Origin of the sequence: Pseudanabaena mucicola FACHB-723, from assembly GCF_014696385.1 — a bacterium.
In the GTDB taxonomy this organism is placed as follows: Bacteria; Cyanobacteriota; Cyanobacteriia; order Pseudanabaenales; family Pseudanabaenaceae; genus Pseudanabaena.
Genome location: NZ_JACJQB010000029.1, coordinates 22,280 through 42,720, shown reverse-complemented (window position 1 = coordinate 42,720; position 20,441 = coordinate 22,280). Strand labels below are relative to the sequence as shown.

At 42.1% G+C, this 20,441-nt stretch carries 26 protein-coding genes; 13 read left to right on the top strand and 13 right to left on the bottom strand.

The features are described from left to right. Positions 1-446: IS630 family transposase (locus tag H6F41_RS13380; RefSeq protein WP_190401942.1), on the top strand; the 446-nt coding region annotated here is incomplete at its 5' end. Positions 447-450: 4 nt separating this feature from the next. Here the strand turns inward: H6F41_RS13380 and H6F41_RS13375 are convergent. From H6F41_RS13375 to H6F41_RS13355, 5 genes are all read right to left on the bottom strand, one after another. Next, positions 451-885 (bottom strand): MHYT domain-containing protein, encoded by a 435-nt coding sequence (locus H6F41_RS13375; protein WP_190403970.1) that lies wholly within the window; start codon positions 883-885, stop codon positions 451-453. A gap of 342 nt (positions 886-1,227) precedes the next feature. Beyond that, positions 1,228-2,166: a class I SAM-dependent methyltransferase family protein gene (locus H6F41_RS13370; RefSeq protein WP_242023043.1), complete on the bottom strand. Its 939-nt coding sequence runs from the start codon at positions 2,164-2,166 to the stop codon at positions 1,228-1,230. Continuing rightward, complete coding sequence (locus H6F41_RS13365; protein ID WP_190403969.1) at positions 2,144-2,773, bottom strand: lysophospholipid acyltransferase family protein; 630 nt, start codon at positions 2,771-2,773, stop codon at positions 2,144-2,146. Before H6F41_RS13365 ends, H6F41_RS13370 begins: the two co-directional genes overlap by 23 nt. Further along, positions 2,770-3,744, bottom strand: coding sequence for a phosphatidate cytidylyltransferase (locus H6F41_RS13360; protein WP_199288772.1), 975 nt, complete (start codon positions 3,742-3,744; stop codon positions 2,770-2,772). The genes H6F41_RS13365 and H6F41_RS13360 overlap by 4 nt, the downstream gene beginning before the upstream one ends. A 3-nt stretch (positions 3,745-3,747) precedes the next feature. Further along, entirely contained in the window at positions 3,748-4,374 is a 627-nt protein-coding gene (locus H6F41_RS13355; RefSeq protein ID WP_190403968.1) for a CDP-alcohol phosphatidyltransferase family protein, read from the bottom strand. Positions 4,375-4,577: 203 nt separating this feature from the next. Here H6F41_RS13355 and H6F41_RS13350 point away from each other — a divergent pair, with 203 nt between their 5' ends. Continuing rightward, positions 4,578-5,600, top strand: a complete 1,023-nt coding sequence (locus tag H6F41_RS13350) for a hypothetical protein (protein ID WP_190403967.1) — start codon at positions 4,578-4,580, stop codon at positions 5,598-5,600. 132 nt (positions 5,601-5,732) lie between these two features. Here H6F41_RS13350 and argJ read toward each other — a convergent pair whose 3' ends face one another. The 6 genes from argJ to H6F41_RS13320 form a co-directional block, all read right to left on the bottom strand. After that, entirely contained in the window at positions 5,733-6,944 is a 1,212-nt protein-coding gene (gene argJ, locus H6F41_RS13345) for a bifunctional ornithine acetyltransferase/N-acetylglutamate synthase (protein WP_190403966.1), read from the bottom strand. A gap of 59 nt (positions 6,945-7,003) precedes the next feature. Further along, complete coding sequence (locus H6F41_RS13340) at positions 7,004-7,480, bottom strand: acyl-CoA thioesterase (protein WP_190403965.1); 477 nt, start codon at positions 7,478-7,480, stop codon at positions 7,004-7,006. Positions 7,481-7,505: 25 nt separating this feature from the next. Next, on the bottom strand, positions 7,506-7,883 hold the full coding sequence (locus H6F41_RS13335; RefSeq protein WP_190403964.1) for a DUF3110 domain-containing protein: 378 nt from the start codon (positions 7,881-7,883) through the stop codon (positions 7,506-7,508). Between the two features lie 255 nt (positions 7,884-8,138). Next, positions 8,139-8,555: a type II toxin-antitoxin system VapC family toxin gene (locus tag H6F41_RS13330; RefSeq protein WP_190403963.1), complete on the bottom strand. Its 417-nt coding sequence runs from the start codon at positions 8,553-8,555 to the stop codon at positions 8,139-8,141. Beyond that, a complete protein-coding gene (locus H6F41_RS13325) occupies positions 8,548-8,823 on the bottom strand; it encodes a hypothetical protein (RefSeq protein ID WP_190403962.1) in 276 nt (91 codons plus the stop codon). Before H6F41_RS13325 ends, H6F41_RS13330 begins: the two co-directional genes overlap by 8 nt. A gap of 63 nt (positions 8,824-8,886) precedes the next feature. After that, positions 8,887-9,018, bottom strand: coding sequence for a DUF3110 domain-containing protein (locus H6F41_RS13320; protein WP_190403961.1), 132 nt, complete (start codon positions 9,016-9,018; stop codon positions 8,887-8,889). Between the two features lie 149 nt (positions 9,019-9,167). Here H6F41_RS13320 and H6F41_RS13315 point away from each other — a divergent pair, with 149 nt between their 5' ends. The 7 genes from H6F41_RS13315 to H6F41_RS13285 all read left to right on the top strand — a co-directional run bounded on the left by H6F41_RS13315 (position 9,168) and on the right by H6F41_RS13285 (position 14,456). Further along, on the top strand, positions 9,168-11,312 hold the full coding sequence (locus tag H6F41_RS13315) for a DEAD/DEAH box helicase (RefSeq protein WP_322095919.1): 2,145 nt from the start codon (positions 9,168-9,170) through the stop codon (positions 11,310-11,312). 235 nt (positions 11,313-11,547) lie between these two features. Continuing rightward, positions 11,548-11,775 carry a toxin-antitoxin system, antitoxin component, Xre family protein gene (locus tag H6F41_RS13310; RefSeq protein ID WP_190403959.1) on the top strand — a complete coding sequence of 76 codons (228 nt, stop codon included), beginning with the start codon at positions 11,548-11,550 and terminating at the stop codon, positions 11,773-11,775. Positions 11,776-11,938: 163 nt separating this feature from the next. Further along, a complete protein-coding gene (locus H6F41_RS19025) occupies positions 11,939-12,121 on the top strand; it encodes a hypothetical protein (protein ID WP_242023042.1) in 183 nt (60 codons plus the stop codon). 17 nt (positions 12,122-12,138) lie between these two features. Beyond that, positions 12,139-12,411 (top strand): type II toxin-antitoxin system VapB family antitoxin, encoded by a 273-nt coding sequence (gene vapB, locus H6F41_RS13300; protein WP_190403958.1) that lies wholly within the window; start codon positions 12,139-12,141, stop codon positions 12,409-12,411. An 86-nt stretch (positions 12,412-12,497) separates the two neighbouring features. After that, on the top strand, positions 12,498-12,893 hold the full coding sequence (locus H6F41_RS13295) for a nucleotidyltransferase substrate binding protein (RefSeq protein ID WP_190403957.1): 396 nt from the start codon (positions 12,498-12,500) through the stop codon (positions 12,891-12,893). Between the two features lie 34 nt (positions 12,894-12,927). Continuing rightward, positions 12,928-13,473, top strand: a complete 546-nt coding sequence (locus tag H6F41_RS13290; protein ID WP_190403956.1) for a WcaF family extracellular polysaccharide biosynthesis acetyltransferase — start codon at positions 12,928-12,930, stop codon at positions 13,471-13,473. A gap of 35 nt (positions 13,474-13,508) precedes the next feature. Continuing rightward, positions 13,509-14,456, top strand: a complete 948-nt coding sequence (locus H6F41_RS13285) for a class I SAM-dependent methyltransferase (RefSeq protein WP_190403955.1) — start codon at positions 13,509-13,511, stop codon at positions 14,454-14,456. A 1-nt stretch (position 14,457) separates the two neighbouring features. Here H6F41_RS13285 and H6F41_RS13280 read toward each other — a convergent pair whose 3' ends face one another. Both H6F41_RS13280 and H6F41_RS13275 read right to left on the bottom strand, forming a co-directional pair. After that, positions 14,458-14,715, bottom strand: coding sequence for a hypothetical protein (locus H6F41_RS13280; RefSeq protein WP_190403954.1), 258 nt, complete (start codon positions 14,713-14,715; stop codon positions 14,458-14,460). A 90-nt stretch (positions 14,716-14,805) separates the two neighbouring features. Beyond that, complete coding sequence (locus H6F41_RS13275; RefSeq protein WP_190403953.1) at positions 14,806-15,864, bottom strand: pentapeptide repeat-containing protein; 1,059 nt, start codon at positions 15,862-15,864, stop codon at positions 14,806-14,808. A 158-nt stretch (positions 15,865-16,022) separates the two neighbouring features. Between H6F41_RS13275 and H6F41_RS13270 the strand changes: the two genes are divergently transcribed. From H6F41_RS13270 to H6F41_RS13255, 4 genes are read left to right on the top strand one after another with little or no spacing between them, the layout of a single operon-like run. Then, positions 16,023-16,925 carry a carbohydrate ABC transporter permease gene (locus tag H6F41_RS13270; protein ID WP_190403952.1) on the top strand — a complete coding sequence of 301 codons (903 nt, stop codon included), beginning with the start codon at positions 16,023-16,025 and terminating at the stop codon, positions 16,923-16,925. A gap of 21 nt (positions 16,926-16,946) precedes the next feature. Next, a complete protein-coding gene (blaOXA, locus tag H6F41_RS13265) occupies positions 16,947-17,816 on the top strand; it encodes a class D beta-lactamase (protein WP_242023041.1) in 870 nt (289 codons plus the stop codon). A 31-nt stretch (positions 17,817-17,847) separates the two neighbouring features. Beyond that, entirely contained in the window at positions 17,848-18,696 is an 849-nt protein-coding gene (locus H6F41_RS13260) for a carbohydrate ABC transporter permease (protein WP_190403951.1), read from the top strand. Positions 18,697-18,731: 35 nt separating this feature from the next. Continuing rightward, on the top strand, positions 18,732-20,360 hold the full coding sequence (locus tag H6F41_RS13255; protein WP_190403950.1) for a DUF1565 domain-containing protein: 1,629 nt from the start codon (positions 18,732-18,734) through the stop codon (positions 20,358-20,360). The last annotated feature ends 81 nt before the right edge of the window (positions 20,361-20,441 follow it).

The following is a 20,441-nucleotide window of genomic DNA, read 5'->3' as shown; positions in this document are numbered from 1 at the left end:
TTCCCTATGCTTGGCAAGAGAAAGGGACGGGTTTAAGCTTACCCAGTCAACGCAGTAAGAGGTTAAATGTCGTGGGTTTGATGAATCGAAACAATGACTTATCTGCTTATGTTTTTGAACGCAGTATCACCAGTGCAGTCATTCTCGCTTGTATCGATGACTTTGCTCGTCAATCTACCAAGCCAACAGTGATTGTTATGGATAAAGCCTCTATTCATACCAGTCAAATGATTCAAGAGAAATTAGAGCAGTGGAAGAACCAGCAAGTTGAGATTTTCCAGTTACCCCCTTATAGTCCCCAGTTGAACTTGATTGAAATTTTGTGGCGTTTCATGAAGTATGAGTGGATTGAACTCAATGCATATGAATCTTGGGAAAGTTTAGTCTCTTATGTTGAAAAAGTTCTTCGAGACTTTGGTTCAACTTATGTAATTAATTTTGCTTAGCTACTTAATGCATTGTGCCAATGCCTAAACCAAATAATGTGCCGCCCCCTAGCAGAATCTTGAAGCTGGGCTGGGGGCGGCTAATAAAATGCATGGCATAGATGCTAGCAGCAACGGCGGGAAGCATTGAGAAAACTGTCAGCCAAGGGTTATAGCTAATGCCGCAGGGCAGCTTAAAGCCCAACATCCCAATGAAGTGCATTGACCAAATACCTACACCCATCGCCAAACCACTGAGGGAAAGTAATAGCGATCGCAATTTCTTACTGGTGATGGGTTCGGCAAACTGCCCCATCAAAAATGCCATGTAAGCAGTAAAAATTGCGATCGCGATCGATAGCAACACTAAACCAAAATTATATTCCCCCTCATAGAGGCTAATATTTTCAGGTATTTGGTTAATGAAATATAAATAGTCACTTGAATAGTTACCAAACATTTTCTGCTACTCACGCTGAGTTTTATTTATGCTGAACTACCTAGAAACCATTTAAGAATCACTTTCTACGGTCAAAAGCTGCAAGAGATCCCCCTCAATTGCCTTTGTTAAGAGAATTAAATTCTCCCCCCGTTACAAAGCGACCTACGGGGGGTTTAGGCAATTCTTAAATAGATTCTTTCCATCATTTAAGTAACTCAGTATTATTGAACTGCAAACTTAGAGACTTATTACCATTCGCTATACGGACGGCATCAATTCTGATTTTGTTTGTTAACTATGCTGAACTACTTACTCAATAATATTATATATGGGGACGTTAGGTGCCCCCACATCAGTTAGTTACATAGCCATGACTTTCTGAGCAGTCACAACTCCAAAAATGCCATTAGGCTCCATTTGAATATGAAAATCCTGAAATCCAGCTTCTTCTGCCCATTGACGAATCAGTTCCCAAGAGCGAACCCGCATCACCCAAGGCAGTCCCGTATGGGCAGGCAAAGTACGCGCAATCATCTCTAGCTGAGGATGCTGGGGCTGGATGGTAAAAATCAGCGTTCCTGCATTGTCGAGAATCCGATAGAGTTGTTGAAAGTGATGTCTAATCAACTGGTCATTGGGGAGAATCTCATGCAGTCCCGAAACAATAATTACATTGGGTCTAGGCTGTACCAGATCTAAATCTACATCATTAAAAGCATCTGCCTGTTCAATCTGCGCCTTAACACCAAATTGACTCGCTAGCTGTTGTGATTTAGTGACATTCTCCAATTTATAATCTCGCAAGGTCGCCGCGATCGCATCCGATGGAAACTCTTGCAATACCTCTAGATCATAGCGTCCACCACCACAGGCAACATCCAGTAAGTGGCAGGTCATATTGCGCTGATGATAGGACTGAAGAACTTGGCGGATTGTCGATTTCATTAACTGCGATCGCTCAAGGATGCCACGCCATCCTTGAGAATTTAGATAAATCCAATCAATCAGCATTCCCAAAGGAGTAATGCCACTGGGCTGATTTTTATACACATATTCCAACATCACACCCGAATCAAAGCCATACCGAAAACCAATTTGAATGCCTTGCGATAGTTTGCCAATAGTTTTGAGAGAAAGATTCATCAATCCGTAGTACCAAGCTTTAGGGTTCCAGACTGGTAATGGGCGGAGAAGTTGTTCGTAGCTAGGAGATGCTTTTTTGAGTAACATATTGACCTCTGAAAAATAAATAGGAGTAAAGACAAATAACTGATATTCACGCAGAGAGAAGCCTTTCATCGGCTAGAGTCTGCATCCGTTCTACTAGTTGTTGGAGAAAAGATTGCTTCTGACCGTTCCAATACATTGCTTCACCAATGCAAATCCAGCAGAGTAAAGGGACTATCAAGAAATCACCTTTGGGTAAAGCTTTGCCCAAACCATGGAGGAAAATAGGAATGATGGGAATTTCTGGATATTGTTTAGCAAGGTGGGCAATTCCCATCTTAAATTCACTCATATGCTCAGGTGTACCTCTAGTTCCTTCAGGATAAATAATTAAGATTTGTCTTTTTGCTAAAGCAGTGGCGCAGCTTTTAAAAAAATCACGGCAGTTACTCGCATCACTAGAGACAGGGATAACTCGCAAAACATGACGAGCAAACCATGCTAAAAAACGATTTTGTTGGAGAAAATACTGCTCATTTGCTACAGGACGAAGCTTTTGTATCATCGAGAGAGGAAAGAGAGAAAAGAGAACGATGGTGTCGAGGTGGCTATTGTGATTCGCCACGATAATTGCTGGCCCTGATGTGGGTAATCTTTCACGATGACGAATGCGTAGTCCTAAAATCAGAACAATGATTTTCGCTGTGAGAAACAGCATAATATTGAAAATTTGTCTCATAGCCATTGACCTCGATAGTAGAAGTAAACGGTGAAGTGGAAAAATAAAGGTGCAGTGTAGGTAAGGCTATCAATGCGATCCAAAATGCCGCCATGGCCGGGGAGGAGATTGCCACTATCTTTGATGCCCAAATCCCGTTTCAGCGCGGAAATATTCACATCACCAACAAATCCCGTCAGGCTGAGCAATAGTCCTAAACAAGCAGAATGGAGTAAATCAAAGGGAGTCAGCCAAGGTGCTAGGACGATCGCTAGTCCTGTGGTTGTCACAACTCCGCCAAGCAGACCTTCTACGGTTTTCTTAGGGCTAACCTTAGGAATAATTTTGTGACGACCGAATAGCTTACCGAAGATATATTGCGCGATATCATTAATCTCCGTTAGCAGTAATAGATAGACTAATAAACCTGTACCGCCTGCGATGGGATTACCACTCACTGGCAGGATCGTGAGGTAGGAGAGATGGCTAATTGTGTAAACATTCAGCATTAGTCCCCAATGGAGTGTACCGATCGCATTTAAAAAACCCTCTGTTTCGCCATTGAGCAACATTCGCATAGGCAGGAAGAGAAACATATAGATGGGAATAAAGATGAGAAACATCCCATACCAGCCAATGTAAATCCAGAAATATTGCAGAATAATGGCGAGATATGCCCAGATTAAAACGCGGCGATCGCTAAAACGGGTAGGAATGAGGGAAAAGTATTCACGCAAAGCGATGAAGCTGAGCATCATAAAAAAGGCGATGGAAACAGGCTGTTTTAGTAAGATGGCAAGACTGAAAATACTAACCATGATCCACCAAGATTTGATGCGGTCTTTCAGTTCGCTATAGTCGGTTTCAGGTTTACTGATGGCTAAACCAAGAGTAGTAATTGAGGCGATCGCTAGTAGTCCAAAAATCCCTGCCAGCGTATATAAAACTGGCATTGCTACATCTATTCCCATCATGCTTTCCATAATTTCCATGATTTAGGCCTCCTGTAGCATTGATTGAATGCGATTGATCATTGTCCAAACCTGAAGTAGAATTACTGCGCTCAACAGGATCGTGAGCCATTGAGTTGGCGCAATGCCTAAACCTAAAATCAAGCCAACGATGCCAAACACAAAGGCGCGATCGCTTTTGCCCATTGGACCTTCGTAATGTCGCTTATGAGCAATCTCATAACCCAAGACTCCGACCATTTCTGAGGCGATCGCTAAGATCACAATGCCGACAATCAATGGCGCAGAAACTCCTGCAATCAAACTAAAGGGTAGGTAGAGTGCAATATCGGAGAGAACATCACCTAACTCATTGAGAATGCAGCCAAATTTAGTAGTCTTGCCATGTTCACGGGCAAGCATTCCATCAATAGCATTGAGAGCCATGCGGATTAATAAAACTACGGGTACAGATAGTAAAACTGCTTGAGTGGAGGGAAAAATTGCGATCGCAAGTTGGGTACTTTGCACTAATGCTAGTCCCGTTGCCCCTGAGAGCAAAATTGCCGACACCGTAACTTGGTTAGGGGAAATTTGCCATGCGGCCAATCGGTTGACTAGGGGGCGGAGATAGTTTTGAAAGGTTGATTTGCATTGATAGATGGAAACCATTAGCTGCTCCAAGAACTCATGGACTAATCATGCAGCTTGTACCAATGTAATGAGAATGACTAGAACGATGAGGCTGCGATCGCCTTGAAAGAATAAGAAGTGAGTCAAAGTAGATCGAAGTGGATCGAAGTTTTTTGAAAAATCTTGTTATATTTATTTCAAATAGGAGCTGAAGCCCCTATTTGAAATAAATAGGTAAGCTTATGTCTGGACTATCAACATTTCGCCCTGAAGCCATTGAGCAATGGCTGCCAAAATCGATTCAGCAACGCTATGTGGAAATACTGCTGCAACGGATTGGCATGACAAGGCGTAGAGCCGATTGCTTTGTACGTTTAGCCATCTATTTATTTTTAAAAGACTGTCAAGCGCGTAAGGCAATGCCCAAAGCTCCCCTCACAGAATTATCTTTCCCCCAAGGATGGGTGGAATGTAGCTGCCTTGAAGCATCGGACATATTTTATAGTGACAAAGATCGTGGTGGCGATCGCTCGGCAGGGATGATGTTGAATAAGCTCGTTGATTTGGGTCTAATCCAAAAACAGTTTGACGGTAATTGCACCCAAATCAAATTTCATGCCATGCCAGATCTACTGAAGGGAAATAGCACAGAGACAGAGGTAAAATTTGCGATCGATGGATTTGACCCACGTAGTGATGCTATTCCGATCGCAAATTTATTAGCTAGCAATTACAACTGGCTGAATCGCAATAATGATGCGGTCACCTATCGCATTGCCAATATTCTCCGCGATTGGGCGAGTCAATATGCCAAAGGCTTGCGGGTACTGCGGCGCAGTGACAATCAAAATCCTGTAGGTTTTTATGCGTTCTATCCCACCAAACGCGAATCGGAAATCAAATTTTTTGAGCCGCCCAGTCGTGGACTGCATCTGAGTCAAGTTACCGATATTGATCCCTTTCAAATGGCTTTAGCAGGAGATGAAACCTGTCGCTCTATTTTTGTACGCAGTTGGGTGATTGATAGCCAATATCGCCAAGCATCGCAACTGGATCTCTTGATTGATTCTCAACACACGATGATTAGAATACAGCAGGATTTCCCCAACCTATGGGATATGTACACTTTAATTATTCATCCCAGTTATGCGGAATTATGTCTAGCCTTAGGCTTTCAGAAAACCAGCTCCGATCCGAAAATGCCCCTTTACTGGATGTATCAAGCTGTCGATCGTTTTCTAAAAATTGATATGCGAAGCCTATAGTTTGACTGTACCAGATCCAAATAAATGAGTTGCGGCGCAACTCATTTATTGCTTTTTATGTCCTAAGCAAAGCGAGAGTTAGTTCAAAACCCAAGAATCAGGCGGCGCTCCGCGCCGCCTGATTCTTGGGTTTTATGTCGTGTATTCAGCGTTAATTTTGACGTAATCGTAGCTGAGGTCACAGCCCCATGCTGTGCCACAGCCAACCCCATCGCCCACACCAACATTGATAATTACCGTGTCATTTTTAAGATATTCACTAGCAGCATTGCGATCGTATTCCTGCGGAGTGCCATCCTGCATCATCACAAAATCACCGAGTTGAATATTTAATACATCTTGATTAAAATCAACACCCGAGCGACCTGCGGCGGCAGCAATTCTACCCCAGTTAGGATCATTGCCAAAGACTGCGGACTTGACAAGGGATGAACCGACAATGGTTTTGGCAATTTGACGCGCCGCTTCTACGCTAGATGCACCTGTAACATTTACCTCGATCATGCAGGTTGCCCCCTCACCATCACGGGCAATTGCCTTGGCTAAGCTCATACAAACTTCTTGGAGCATCACTTGTAAGTTTTGCGCCGCTTCTGAACTTTCATCATCAATCGTTACACCCGACTGACCGTTGCAGAGGGCTAAAACCATATCGTTAGTGCTAGTGTCACCATCGACGGTAACTTGGTTAAAGCTCGCATCAATGGAGCTAGAGAGCATCTTTTGCCAGAGCTTAGGTTCTACACCCGCATCACAGGTGACAAACCCCAGCATGGTTGCCATGTTGGGGTGAATCATCCCTGAGCCTTTACAGATCCCACCAATCCGCACGGGCTTGCCATCAATTACAGTTTCTAAGGCGATACTTTTTGGCACAGTATCTGTGGTCATGATCGCTCGCGAAGCATCTTCTCCACCATCGGGCGAAATCATCGGGACAATTTTGGCAATTCCTGCACGCATCTTGTCCATTAGTAATTGTTTCCCAATGACACCCGTAGAAGCAACTAAAACTCCATCGTCGCTATTGAGAGCTTGTTGGACTAGTTCTGCACAGGTCACGGCATTTTGCCAACCCTCTGCTCCTGTACTGGCATTGGCTTGCCCCGCATTGCAGAGGATGGCGCTGACCTTAGTTGCTGATGCTAAGACTTCACGGTTGAAATCTACACAGGCGGCTCTGACACAAGACTTGGTAAATACGCCTGCGGCGATGGCAGGAACATCCGATGCGATTAAGGTTAGGTCAGGTGCGCCCGATGGTTTGAGTCCTGCTGCAATCCCTGCGGCTTTATAGCCCTTTGCTGCGGTCACGCCGCCTGCAATTACTTGCCAATTTGCCATGATTTTAGTTGATTTCCTCTTTTACTATTAATTTTGTCGCGCTTGGCGCGACAAAATTTTTAAATTCCTGTTAGTTTTGCGATCGCACCTTCTAATGAACTTGGTAGCGATCGCAAAAGCTTACGTTTTTCAAAATCTACAGGTACGAGGGTGACCAATGCTGTTACACATAGATCTGTTTCTGTCCGGATTTGATATTCCCAGTTGAGACGCACTTTATCGGTGACTAGTTTTGTCATCACCAGTAAGTTATCCCCCATCCGTGCCGAGCGATGATAGCGCAATGACATTTCCACCACGGGCAGATCTACTCCTGCCGAGACTAGCTCCTCAAAGCTCATGCCCACGGTTCGCAAGCATTCTACCCTTGCTTCTTCCATCCAATTGATATAAGAGCCATGCCAAACTACGCCCGAATAGTCGGTATGGTGCGGATAGACATGCACTGCATAGTTAAACCAGCCTTCAGTTTCAGGAGTAGGCTCAAATTTAGTGATCGCGTTGGTTAAAGCATTAGAAGTTAGTTCAGCCGTCATAATTTATACCTACATTGCTTGATCGCTACAGTAAATTCTCTAGACGACGACGCATCATTGCAATTACGGGATCTTCTACCTCAATTTCATCCTCTGGTTCTGGGAAATTGCGATCGCTGTCCCAATCAGTTTTATCAACATTTCTTTCAGGAGGAACTAGCAAAGCATCGGTTGGCACGATGTTTAATTCGTAATTTGCTTCTTCACAGAATTCCTCTAAATCTTTACTGTCAATGCGCTCCACTGTTGGCGACAGAAAATCCTGTGCTTCTAGTAAACCTGCATAACGAATGGCATCATCCTCTTGTTCAAAGGCAACAATAATATTTTCGCCTTCAATTTCTAGCGTATAAATACCTTCGTTATCGGTGTTAGCGTTAAACAGCAATACCCAAACTTGCATATCTGAAACTCGACCATAGGAAAAGCTTTAATATTGTATAACATTGCCAATCCCAGATTTCGATGGTGAGGTTCAAATAACCATGAGAATAATCTGTAAATTGTTATAATTATCTCAGTTGTAGCGGCGAAGGGGCAAAATATAAATTTTAAGATTATTACTTGAGAATCGATCGCTGCGATCGCGGTATTAGTCGCTAAAGAATTGATAAATAGCTACAAAGTTTATCCAGCAAGGATTTATATTGCTATATACCTATTTGAGTAAACGAATAAATCCTGCTTGCTCGAAGTGTTGATCTGTCGTTAAAGCTTCTTGAATATCCAGCTTTTGCATGACTATAAACGACGAGCAATCGACTAATGACCAAGCTTTATCCAATCTACTTTTGCATAATTTCCATGCTAAAGTATCTATCTCTTTGTCAACATGAATAACTTCGACATAAGAAACGGTTTTAATCGCATCCACAATCTCAAAAACTTTCTCTCTAGAAACTCGCAGAGGGCTATTCAACAGGGCTACCAATTCAGCGATTACATAATTAGTCGTGTATATCTTCTGCTGATTTTGAATGGCTAAACGAAAGTATTTTTCTGCCTGTGGATAGTATGTTTGAGAATGAATGAACAGACTAGCCCATCCTGAAGTATCAACGAACAAATTAGGCATCTGTATTGAGTTCCTGAAGTAAATCTTGAGCAATGTAGCGATCGTGATTTTCCGCAAGATCAGGAATATCAATGTCAAGAGAGCCAATTAGTTGGATTAGAGGATCTGTTTCGGTGATTGCAATGTGATTATTGTGAGGCGTATTTATCAACTGCTTTGTTAAGGCTTGCAACAAGATCACTTCAGGCGACTGATTTAATTGTTCTGCCCGATCTGTTACGGCTTGTTCCAGATTGTCGGGAAGGGTAATTGTGAAAGTTTTAGCCATATATTTTGTTAGAGCTAGTTGTTATCTTTTTAGATTACATTTATTGTCATTTTAGATTACAGTTCAAAGGATACTCACATTTTGCTCTAAAAAATTGCGATCACGATCGCTGTCCCAATCAGTTGTATGAACTTCTAGCGTATAAATACTTTCGTTATCGGTGTTAGCGTTAAACGGCAATACCCAAACTTGCATATCTGAAACTTGACCATAGGAAAAGCCTTAATATTTTATAACATACGCAATCCCAGATTTCGATTGAGAGAGGATGTCAAGGAGGGTAACAAATCGAGTTAGCTAAATTTCTTGTAAAATATTCATATAACATTTCTCGGATAATTTACATGGCATCTATGGCTGAAGATTTCTACAATTTCCATAAAATTGAGATTAGGGATTATCAAGAGAAGGGGATTCGGGAAATCTATGAGGCTTGGGAAAATCCTGAATTTAGGCGCGTCATGTTTCAGATGCCAACGGGGACAGGAAAGACCGTTGTATTCAATCAAATTGTTAAACAGGAATTAGAGAAAAACTCTACTGTATTGATCCTTGCTCACCGTCAAGAGTTGATTGAACAAAATATATATAGGTTGCGGGTAGATTTTCAGATTGAAGCTGGAATGATTATGGGCGATAATCCTGTAAATTTAAATCTACCTGTGCAAGTTGCGTCTATCCAAACTCTGAGTAAGCGAGATTATCCAAGTCTTAATCCCTCGTTGATTATCATTGATGAGGCGCATCATGTAGTAGCAGCAAGTTATGTCAAGTTATTAAGTGAATATCCAGATGCGAGAATACTTGGGGTAACAGCTAGTCCTATTCGACTGAGTGGGGAAGGGTTTACAGATTCATTTGATACCTTGATCACTTCTAAGTCAGTCGCAGAATTTATACAAGATGGCTATTTAGCCCCAATCAGATACTTAGGTAAATCAAAAACTTTTTCTAAGGTAGATCTTAGTGGGGTCAGTATAGTTGAAGGTGACTATGCTCCTAGTCAGTTGAGTAAAGAGATGCGCGATGATGTTGTAATGGCTAATTTAATTAAAAGCTATATCAATCATGCACAAGGAAGAAAGATGATCGTGTTTGCTGTAGATAGAGTTCACAGCAAGGACATTACAAAACGTTATCAAGATGAAGGGTTCGTGGCTGCTCATCTTGATGCTAAAACGACTCCGCGTAGTAGAAAGGAAATTATCAACAAATTTAAAAATGGAGAAATCCAAATTTTAAGTAACGTTAATATTGTTTCTGAAGGATTTGATGTGCCTGATTGTGAGGTAGTACAACTTGCCCGTCCCACCAAGTCCCTATCAATGTATTTACAACAGGTTGGTAGATGTATGCGTAAACCTGAAGGTAAGGACTATTGCATTGTGCTTGATAACGTTGGATTGTATGAAAAATTTGGCTCTCCCAGAAATCATAGAGAATGGACTTTAGAAGCAACAGTTAATTCTACTAATGCCAATCCTCCACCAATTACTGATACTACGCCAAGTAGTGATAATCCACAAATTTCAAGTTCTAGCTCAAAAGATCCCGAACCACTCGCTAGAACAAAGCCTGAAGAAACTGATGAAGACCTTATTGTATTAGAGGATGTGAATATGCCGATTGAAAGTGAAAAAGTATCTAAATTGCTCTCTGAGATTGATGATCAATTAACAGAACTCTCGACTGATAATTCTGATATTCTTGATGTTTTGCAGACTGTAAAAGATAATATCGAGAATTTCTTAAACCTTTCTTGCTACGATCTGCTATCAAATGTACCCAATCCTCTGTCTATTTCTCACTTTGTAGTAAGCAAAAATAATTCTCTAAAGCTTGCGGGGCAAGAAAATCTATTTCGAGAATGTAATTTTGTTGCTGATTTCACAATCCCAGAGCCGCTAAAACAACCTCAAACATCAGACTATGATTTCTCGAAGACCGAAGATGCTTTGAAATTTGCCAATGACTATCAAGCTTATGAGCGATCGGGTAAACCATTTAATGATGCACTTGACAAGTTGCAGCGAGTTCTTGATGATAACGACATCGTGCGGAAATATGCCAATCTGCGCCGTGCTGTTAACTTTGTAAGATCACATGATCCTTCTGAATTTATTGATACAAATCCTTTGACGCTAGAGCAACTGCCACCAGCCATCAAGACCGCGATTTTAACAACTATCCGCGCTAGCTTTGCAGCTAACCCTTACATTAAGTGTCAAGGCGAGTTGATCCCTATCCCCTCAAATTGCAACCTTGACACTAAGGAAGGGATCGACAGTTTAATCGGATGGCGTAAGGATTATAAATACTCAAAATACGAGTTTTACTCAAAAAAAGTGTATCTCAATTTTATGGAACAAATCTGGCGAAAAGCTAATTGTTTTGAGACTTTACACACAATTGCGGCTAGTTTTGATGTTGACTTCGGGTCTAGCAAAAACACCAGTACAATTATGGCTAACCTCAAAAAGCTAATGTAAAAGAAGCATAGAAAGAAAGTATCAGACAGGTAACACTTTCTTTCTATGTTTGGTCTAACCTATAAACCCTAGATTAAGCACTTGAGTATTTTTTATTACCTATATCCCGACTCTTTCTGTAAACTTGCTAATCCCCTTTGATTGAGTAGAAAAAGTTGATGATTCCAACCTCAGTATTGAGCAATGACCATTGTTTAAGTTCGATATAGTGACATCGTAGTTTAGGTACATAACTATGCAAGCAAACACAATTCAATCCGATGCGAAATCCGAACAAAGAATACTAGAAAAAATCCGCAAGCTTCCATTCGATAAAATTGTCGAATTGGAAAACTTTATCGACCTTCTCTATCAACGCCCAAACTCTTCACAAGCCCTAGTAACCACATCCACTAAACTCTCAGAAGCTAGCTTTGCCAAAATATGGGACAACCCCGAAGATTCCGCCTATGACAACCTATAGCTTTGGTGATGTGCTTTTAGTCCCATTTCCATTTACCGACCAAACCACAACCAAAAAACGCCCAACAATCGTTATTAGCTCAAATCCTTACAACTGAGAAAAGCTAGACATACTTTTAATTGCAGTTACTAGCCAAATTAATACTCAAGTGGAATTTGGGGAAATGCTCATACATCAATGGGCAGAAGCAGGTTTAATTAAGCTTTCAGCAGTTAAGCCCATCATTACAACCCTTGAAAAAAGTCTTGTAATTAAAAAACTTGGTAAATTAGAAGCAAAAGATATTCAATCATTAAAGAACCTGCTGCAACAAATTATAGTTACAAAAAATTCTAAACCTCTCTAAAAACAAGGAAAATAACCATGATGCAAATAACTTTTCAAAATATTGAAGAAAGATTGAAGCAACTACCTCATTCTTTACAGATTGAAGTATTTCATTATATTGAATTTCTCAAGAGCAATTATGCGAAGCAAAGTAATATTACTGTTACTCAATCTCTTGAAGCAAATCATACAGAAGGTTCAGAAGTAAAACAACCTAAAAAACGTGATGGTTTTGGCATCTGGCAAGGAAAGATTTCGATGTCAGAAGATTTTAATGCGCCAATGGAAGAATTTGAGGAGTATATGTAAATACGCATGTACTTCTAGATCTGCAATGTCTATAAATATATTGCTGATATTGTTGTAAATATTGTATCTACTAGCAGAAATTTTTTATGCAAAATGACATTCGCTGGAAACAACGCTTTGATAACTATCAAAAAGCACTCGTACAACTTACAAAATTTATTGAAAAAGGTGAATTAAGTGAACTAGAAGAACAAGGAATAATTAAAGCCTTCGAGTACACCTACGAACTCGCATGGAAAGTGATTAAAGACTACTACGAAGAACAAGGAGAAGTTAGCATCCAAGGCAGTCGAGATGCCTTAAGGTTAGCCTTTCAACGTGGATTAATTACCGATGGCGACAACTGGATGAAGATGATCAAAAGTAGAATCGCTTCAGTACATACCTATAATCTCGAAGTAGCCCAACAAATCAATAAAGATATTCACGATGTCTACTTTCAATTATTTATCGAACTAAAAGAAAAGATGGAATCCCTATGAATCAGTTTGGACTAAAAGTTGAGGAGTAATAACTTTGTATCTTGATCGCTACACAACAGGCTCCTACACCACAGGCGCAAATATCTTTAAACAGTTACTTTGGTACTTTGTTGGTGCGCCATTAGTGCGGAGTTATTTAATCCCCTTTTCAGGACTAAAAGTTAATATTTTGCGCTGGTTTGGTGCAGAAATTGGTCAGGGCGTTCGCATTAAAACAGGAGTGCGGGTTAAATTTCCTTGGCGATTAATTATTAAAGATTTTGTGTGGATTGGTGAAGATGCTTGGCTAGATAATCTCGATTGGATCACGATTGAGAGCCATTGTTGTATTTCCCAAGGCGTGTATCTCTGTACAGGTAATCACGACTGGTGCGATCGCAATTTTGCCCTCAAAACTGCACCGATCTATCTAGAAACAGGGAGCTGGATCGCGGCGCGAGCAACCGTTGCCGCAGGGGTGAGAGTTGGGCAGGGAGCCATTTTAGGTTTGGGCAGTGTGGCGACACAATCGCTAGAGCCGATGACGATTTACAGTGGCAATCCTGCGATCGCAATTAAGTCACGTAAAATCAGAGAGTGACTGATTAATCCTGCTATTCAAATTTAAAATTTAAAATGACTGTTGCAACTTCCAACCCTAGCCCCAAAATGGGACTAGCATCCCGTTTAGTCAATGGCATCCTTTCCATTAAGCCCCTCTTTAACATTGCTAAAAGCCGCGCCCGCAACATGATGATCGAACGCGCCGAGTCCATGGGCGTACAGTGGCGACAAATTGCGACGGACTTACAAAAACTTGACCTTGATGCGGAATTAGCTCAAGTCCAAAATCCTAATTTAAAATATCCCGAATATTACCTCAAGCCTTTCCATGCCTACGAAGAAGGCAATCTTGGCTGGTTGCCAGCTACCGAAGTCGAATCTGCTGCCTACGCTGTCCACTCGCGCATCTGGAAAGATGATCAGCCATCGATCACAGGGGATGCGCGTTTACGCCAAAGCTATCTCGATATTATTAAAGATCAAGTTCCGCAACCTCAAGATATTCTCGATATTGGTTGCAGTGTGGGCATGAGTACCTTTGCTCTGCACAAGACCTATCCACAGGCAAAGATTACAGGCTTAGATTTATCACCGCATTTCCTTGCGATCGCAAATTACAACACTCGCATTAAATATCCTGAATTAACCAAGAACGATCAAATTCAATGGGTACATGAGACTGCCGAAAACACAGGATTACCCGATCAGTCCTTTGATTTTGTATCTTGCTTCCTGATTTTCCATGAATTGCCCCAAGAGGCATCGCGTCAAATCTTGCGAGAAATACGTCGAGTCTTGCGCCCCAATGGTTACTTTACCCTCATGGACATGAATCCCCATTCCGATATCTATCGCAAAATGCCGCCTTACATTTTGACCCTGCTCAAAAGTACCGAACCCTATCTCGATCAATACTTTTCCTTTGATTTAGCCGCAGAGTTAGTTGCCGCAGGTTTTGAAACTCCTAGCATTACTGCAAATACACCTCGACATCGCACTGTGATTGCTAAAGCCAAATAGTCTAGCGGCGGTGCAAAGCGCCGCCACTCAATATAGAGAAATACAATAGAGAAATTTGTATTTTTGTCACATCAAAATTGCGATCGCAACGGATAAATTTAAAATTTAAGTAGTTCAAAACTGAGCAAGAATTGCGATCGCCGTGAATATCAATAATCCCTACGTCAACAACAAAAAATTTCGCCACATCAGCATGGGCTGGGTTGGTTACTGTGTCAGTGTTGCCAACAAAGATGTGTATTTGTTTATTCCAGAACAAGATCGGATTGCCTGTATTAGCAGCAGAGATCTAGTAGAGCTACATAGATAATTCAAGTAAATCACCCCGTCCGCAAGCGGACGGGGTGATTTACTTATGTACCTTGCCATCGGGCATCGTTGCCCCAGTCAAAATTGCCCCAACCAAATTGGCACTACTTAACTCCGCACGATTGAGAATGGCATCGGTGAGATCAGTGTTTGCTAGATTTGTGCGTGCTAAATAAGCTTCAATCAGATTGGTGCGTACCATAATTGCGCCATTGAGATTGGCACGACTAAGATCGGCACGGGAAAGCTTGACATCAGTCAAATCCGCTCCCTGCATCTGCACACGGCTTGCTTTGACATCTGCCATAATCGCGCCTTTTAGGGTAACGCCATTAAAGTCCGCATCAAGTAAAATCGCCCGTTCCAATTTGGCATTATCTAAAACTGAATTCGATAGAGTCGCACCAGTCAAATCCGCTTCTGTGAGAAATATCCCTTGCAAGTTTGCGCCATGGAGAATTGCTTCTTGCAAACTGGCGCTATGGAGCGTAGCTTCTTGCAGATTTGCCCCACTGAGATTAGCCTTGTGCAGATCTGCACCCGTTAGATTTGCGCCCCGTAGGTCAGCGCCAGATAGATCTGCACCACTGAGATTGGCATTGTTGCGTTTTTTCTTGGTGGGGTCAATTTCATTTTGCTCACCAATGGCTCGCTCCTGTCGGAGATTTGCCCCTTTGAGGCAAGCCCCAATTAAGATTGCCCCATTCAAGTTAGCGGTTCGCATATCAGCATCAATCAGGTTGGCATCCATTAAATTGGCAAGGCTCAAATTTGCGCCAAACAGGGTTGTCCCTTGCAGACTCGCCCCATGTAAATCAGCATTAGAAAGATTGACATTGCTCATACTGGCTTGATTGAGGTTTGCTCCGCAGAGATTTGCTCCAAGCATCAAAGCCCCCCGCATATTCGCACGGGTCAGACAGGCAAATGCCAACACTGCACTATTGAGATAGGCTCTAGTCAGATTGACATCCAGCCAATCGGTATTACTAAGATTTGCCCCACTGAGGTTGATCCCACTGAGGTTAGTACCACTAAAATCGCGATCGCCTTGAGCATAGCGACGCAAAATATCTTGAGAGGTCTGTGCTGCATCCATCTGGGCTGACAACCATTTAAAAAGTGAGATAGCCAATATTAGCGTGAAGTGATTGCCGAGAGGATTACTCACCTAGCTACTTAGGGCAATCATTTTGTTAGTATAAGGGGCAATATTTTTGATTGTGCCTAGTTGTTGTTAATCCTTGAGAACTTTATATGCAGTCTGATCTAAAGCGAAAACGGTCGAAACTAGGTAAAAAATTTGTTTGGACTCCATATTTATTCCTACTACCTGCGATCGCATTTCTCTGTTTAACTTCATTTTTGCCAGTATTGCAGGCGATTTATCTCAGCTTCACTAGCTATGACTTTGTGGGTGAAGCTAGTTTTACGGGCTGGCAAAACTATCAAACCCTCTGGCGCGATCGCACCTTTTGGAAAACCCTTGGCAATACCATCATTTATCTAGTTTTTGCCGTGCCGAGCTTAGTGATTTTGCCACTGGGGTTAGCAATATTAGTTAATCAAAAATTACGCAGCATTAAATTTTTTCGAGCGATTTACTATTTCCCTGTGATTGTCTCCGTCGTCGTCGCAGGGATTGCTTGGAAATGGGTCTATGCCCAAAATGGCATTTTGAATTATTTTCTATCGCTAATTTCCTTTCAGTCGGTCACGATCCCTTGGCTAACCGATCCGAAGACCGCCATCTTTGCAATCATTTCCGTGGTGATTTGGCGTGGTGTTGGTTACTACATGGTGATTTATCTAGCAGGTTTACAGGCGATTCCCGCCGATCTGTATGAGGCGGCAGCAATCGATGGCTCTGATGGTTGGCAAAAGCATTGGGATATTACAATTCCCTTGATGCGTCCTTATATTATTTTGGTGGCAGTGATTTCTTCGATTTCGGCGATGAAGGTATTTGAAGAAGTCTATATCATGTCTCAGGGTGGCCCCGCCAACAGCACGAAAACCGTTGTTTATTACCTCTACGACAAAGGCTTTACGAGTTTAGAAATGGGCTATGCTTCGGCGATTGGAGTGTTTTTATTCCTGATTATTTTTATGCTTTCAGTCCTGACTTTCAAATTTATCAACCCTGCGAAAAATCCTTAACTCTCTACGTGGATCATATTTATGTTTACGTTGTTATTTGCCTTCATGGGTTTTACCTTGGGAACTCCTTTCACGATACCCATAACAATAGTTTTAGCCCCAACTCGCCCTACAACTCCTCCTCCAACTCAAACTCAATTCCGATCGCAATTTGCGCGTAACCTTGAACAAAACTTACGGGAAAACCAGTCTGAGGGTTGTTTTGTTCTTTATGACCTAAAACGCGATCGCTATATTCGCTATAACTCCCAACGATGCCAACAAAGATTTATTCCTGCTTCGACCTTTAAAATCTTTAACTCATTGGTTGCCCTAGAAACAAATGCGATCGCAGATGCCGACACCGTGATTGCTTGGGATCAATCCAAATTCAGTCCCAGATTTACAACTTGGAACCAAGATCAAACCATGCGAACTGCCTTTACGAGATCGGTGGTTTGGTTTTACCAAGACCTAGCTCGTCGCATCGGCAAAGAGAAAATGGCGAAGTATATCCAAGCGGTGGGCTATGGCAATCAAGATATTGCCGAGCAGATTGATACTTTTTGGCTCAACGGTAAGTTACGCATCTCCGCCGAGGAACAAATTAAGTTTCTCGTCAGACTCTATCAAGAGGATTTGCCTTTCTCTCCTGTGGTGATCCAGACCGTCAAAGAGATTATGCTCATTGAGCGCAAGAATAATTACACACTCAGAGGCAAGACTGGTTGGGGTAGTAATGTTGATGGAGTTCAGAATCTGGGATGGTATGTTGGCTACCTCGAAAAAGGCGATGATGTTTATTTTTATGCCTTAAACATTGGGAATCAAGATCCAAATTTCGACATGATTACAATTCGCAAAAAGATTTTGTATGAGATTTTTACAGACTTGCAACTTATTCAGCCATAGCGAAGTCTGTCAATCCTATCGATCCTAACCCATGAAAATAAAAACAAAAAAGTCATCAATAAATATTTGGAATAATGTTCCTCAATTTGTTCTGTTAATTGCGATCGCAAGCTTAACCGTGTTTCCCCTACTCTGGTTAGTTAGCACCGCTTTTAAGTCCTCCACCGAAAACATTTTTCAATCTGTCCCGCAGCTATGGCCCGCCCAACCGACCTTGGATAACTTCCTCAAGGTTTGGCAAAATTCCCGCTTTGATCTTTATCTATGGAATAGTTTCTTTGTCTCTGGAATTACCGTCATTCTCAATTTACTATTCTGTTCCCTTGCTGCCTTTCCACTTGCCCGCATGAACTTTAAAGGACGAGACCCGATCTTTTGGGCGATTGTAGGAACAACGATGATTCCTTTTCAAATCACGATGATTCCTCTCTATATTTTGGCAGTCCAACTCAATCTCAAAAACACCTATGCAGGGCTAATTTTTCCCTATGTAATCTCCGCATTTGGGATCTTTCTATTACGTCAAGCCTTTCAAAGTGTCCCCAAAGATATGGAAGAAGCAGCGCGAATGGATGGATGTTCTAGTTTAGGGATTTGGTGGCATGTGATGATTCCTGCGGCTCGTCCTGCCCTGATCACCCTAGCCGTATTTACATTTGTGGCAATGTGGGGCGATTTCCTCTGGCCCCTAGTCATCGTCGATAAGCCTGAGCTATATACATTGCCACGAGGCATTGCCAGCTTAGCGAGCGCCTTTTCCGAAGATTGGCGATTGATTGCCGCAGGTTCCACTATCTCGATTTTGCCTGTTTTTATCGTGTTTGTGTTTTTACAACGCTATATTATTCCCACGGATGCTAGTGTTGGCGTTAAGGGCTAAGGTTTGCCGATATTATGAAATCTATGCAGAAATCCATGAAACTAAACTACAAACTATTGACAAGTTCTATCTTTACTAAAGTTGCCTACTTGCTTCCTGTGGTCATGCTATTTCCTAGTATTGCGATCTCAATGCCAGCCTTTGCCCAAACATCCCCTAATGCAAAGATTATTGCCCAGAATACATCTCAGAATACCGAAATAAAAATTCTCTATGTCAGTTCGCAAACAGGCAGCGATCGACCCGATGCAGGCACTAATCTTGCTCCCTTTAAAACGATTACCTATGCCATCAGTCGAGCGAAAGCTGGTCAGCCCACGGTAATTCAATTAGCAAATGGAATCTATAGCACAGGGGAAAAGTTTCCGATTCGGTTGCGTCCAGATATCATCCTGCGCGGCAATGAAGCCAATAAAGGTAGAGATATTACGATCTTAGGTGGGGGGACTTTATTTAGTAACCTACGATCTACGCAAAATGTCGCCATCGTCCTCAGCGATCGCTCAGAACTACGGGGCGTAACCGTCACGAATCCCAATCCCAGAGGTTACGGACTCTGGATTGAAAATGCTAGCCCTGCGATCGCCAATAATATTCTGCTCGGTAATAAACAGGATGGCGCATTAATTACGGGGAAATCAACGGCAATTTTGTCCGCCAATCAGTTCTTTCGTAATGGTACAAGTGGCTTAGCAATTGAAGGCGAATCAACGCCAATTGTGCGCGGCAATCTATTTCAACAGACTATTTTTGGCATGAGTATTCGTCAAGATGCCAAGCCCCAAATCACGGAAAATACCTTCACCCAAAATCAGAATGGCATCCTCATTCAAGCCAACGCCCGACCGATTTTGCGAGGAAATGCCATTGTCAATAATCGAGCCTATGGTTTGACAATTTCCGATCTGGCATTGCCAGATTTGGGTACGCCCAATGATTATGGTAATAATAATTTTCAAGGGAATGGCACATTTGATTTACAAAATGTCAGCCGTAATGCGGTTGCTGTGATTGGCAATCAAGTGGATAGTAAAAAGATGAAAGGTAATTTGCAATTGTCAGGAATCATCGCTAATAGCGACCGTTTTGCAAATATCAATCAACAGCTCCAACAAAGGACTTCTACTAGCCAAACTATGAATATTGCGCCTAATCTTGCGACTCCACCAGCATTAGTCACCGCCACCCCCTTAAATCCTAGTAGTAGTATTAGCTCTAATTTTAGTTCCAACGCCACTGCACCATCAGTTCAGGCAAGTAGTCCTTTCTGGTATGAGCCTGTTACTTCAGTAATCATTCGCATTAATCCAAATACTCGTAACAACGCTATTCCCATCAATCGTGAAATTACTACTAATCTGCCGCCAATCCTCAGAACGCCTCCCAGTGGTGAGCCCGTCAATCAACCGATTCAAATCGCTCCACTCGCTAACACCAATTTAGCTCCCCAAGCGCCACCTCGTTATCGTGTAGTTGTACCCGTCGCATCGCCCAATGCCGTTGACCAAGTGAAGAGAATTGTCCCGAATTCCTTTCCATCACGTTTAAATGGATATTTGGTCGTGCAAACAGGAGCCTATAGCGATCGCAGTGTCGCCGAAGTACAAGTATCTCGTCTCGCACAGCAAGGGCTATCCGCCAGAATTGAGTCAATTAATCCTTAACATGCATACGTGGGACAGCACAGAACAGGTGGCGCTTGTGCCGCCTGTTCAATTTTTGTTTTTGGTATGATGTTTAGGGAC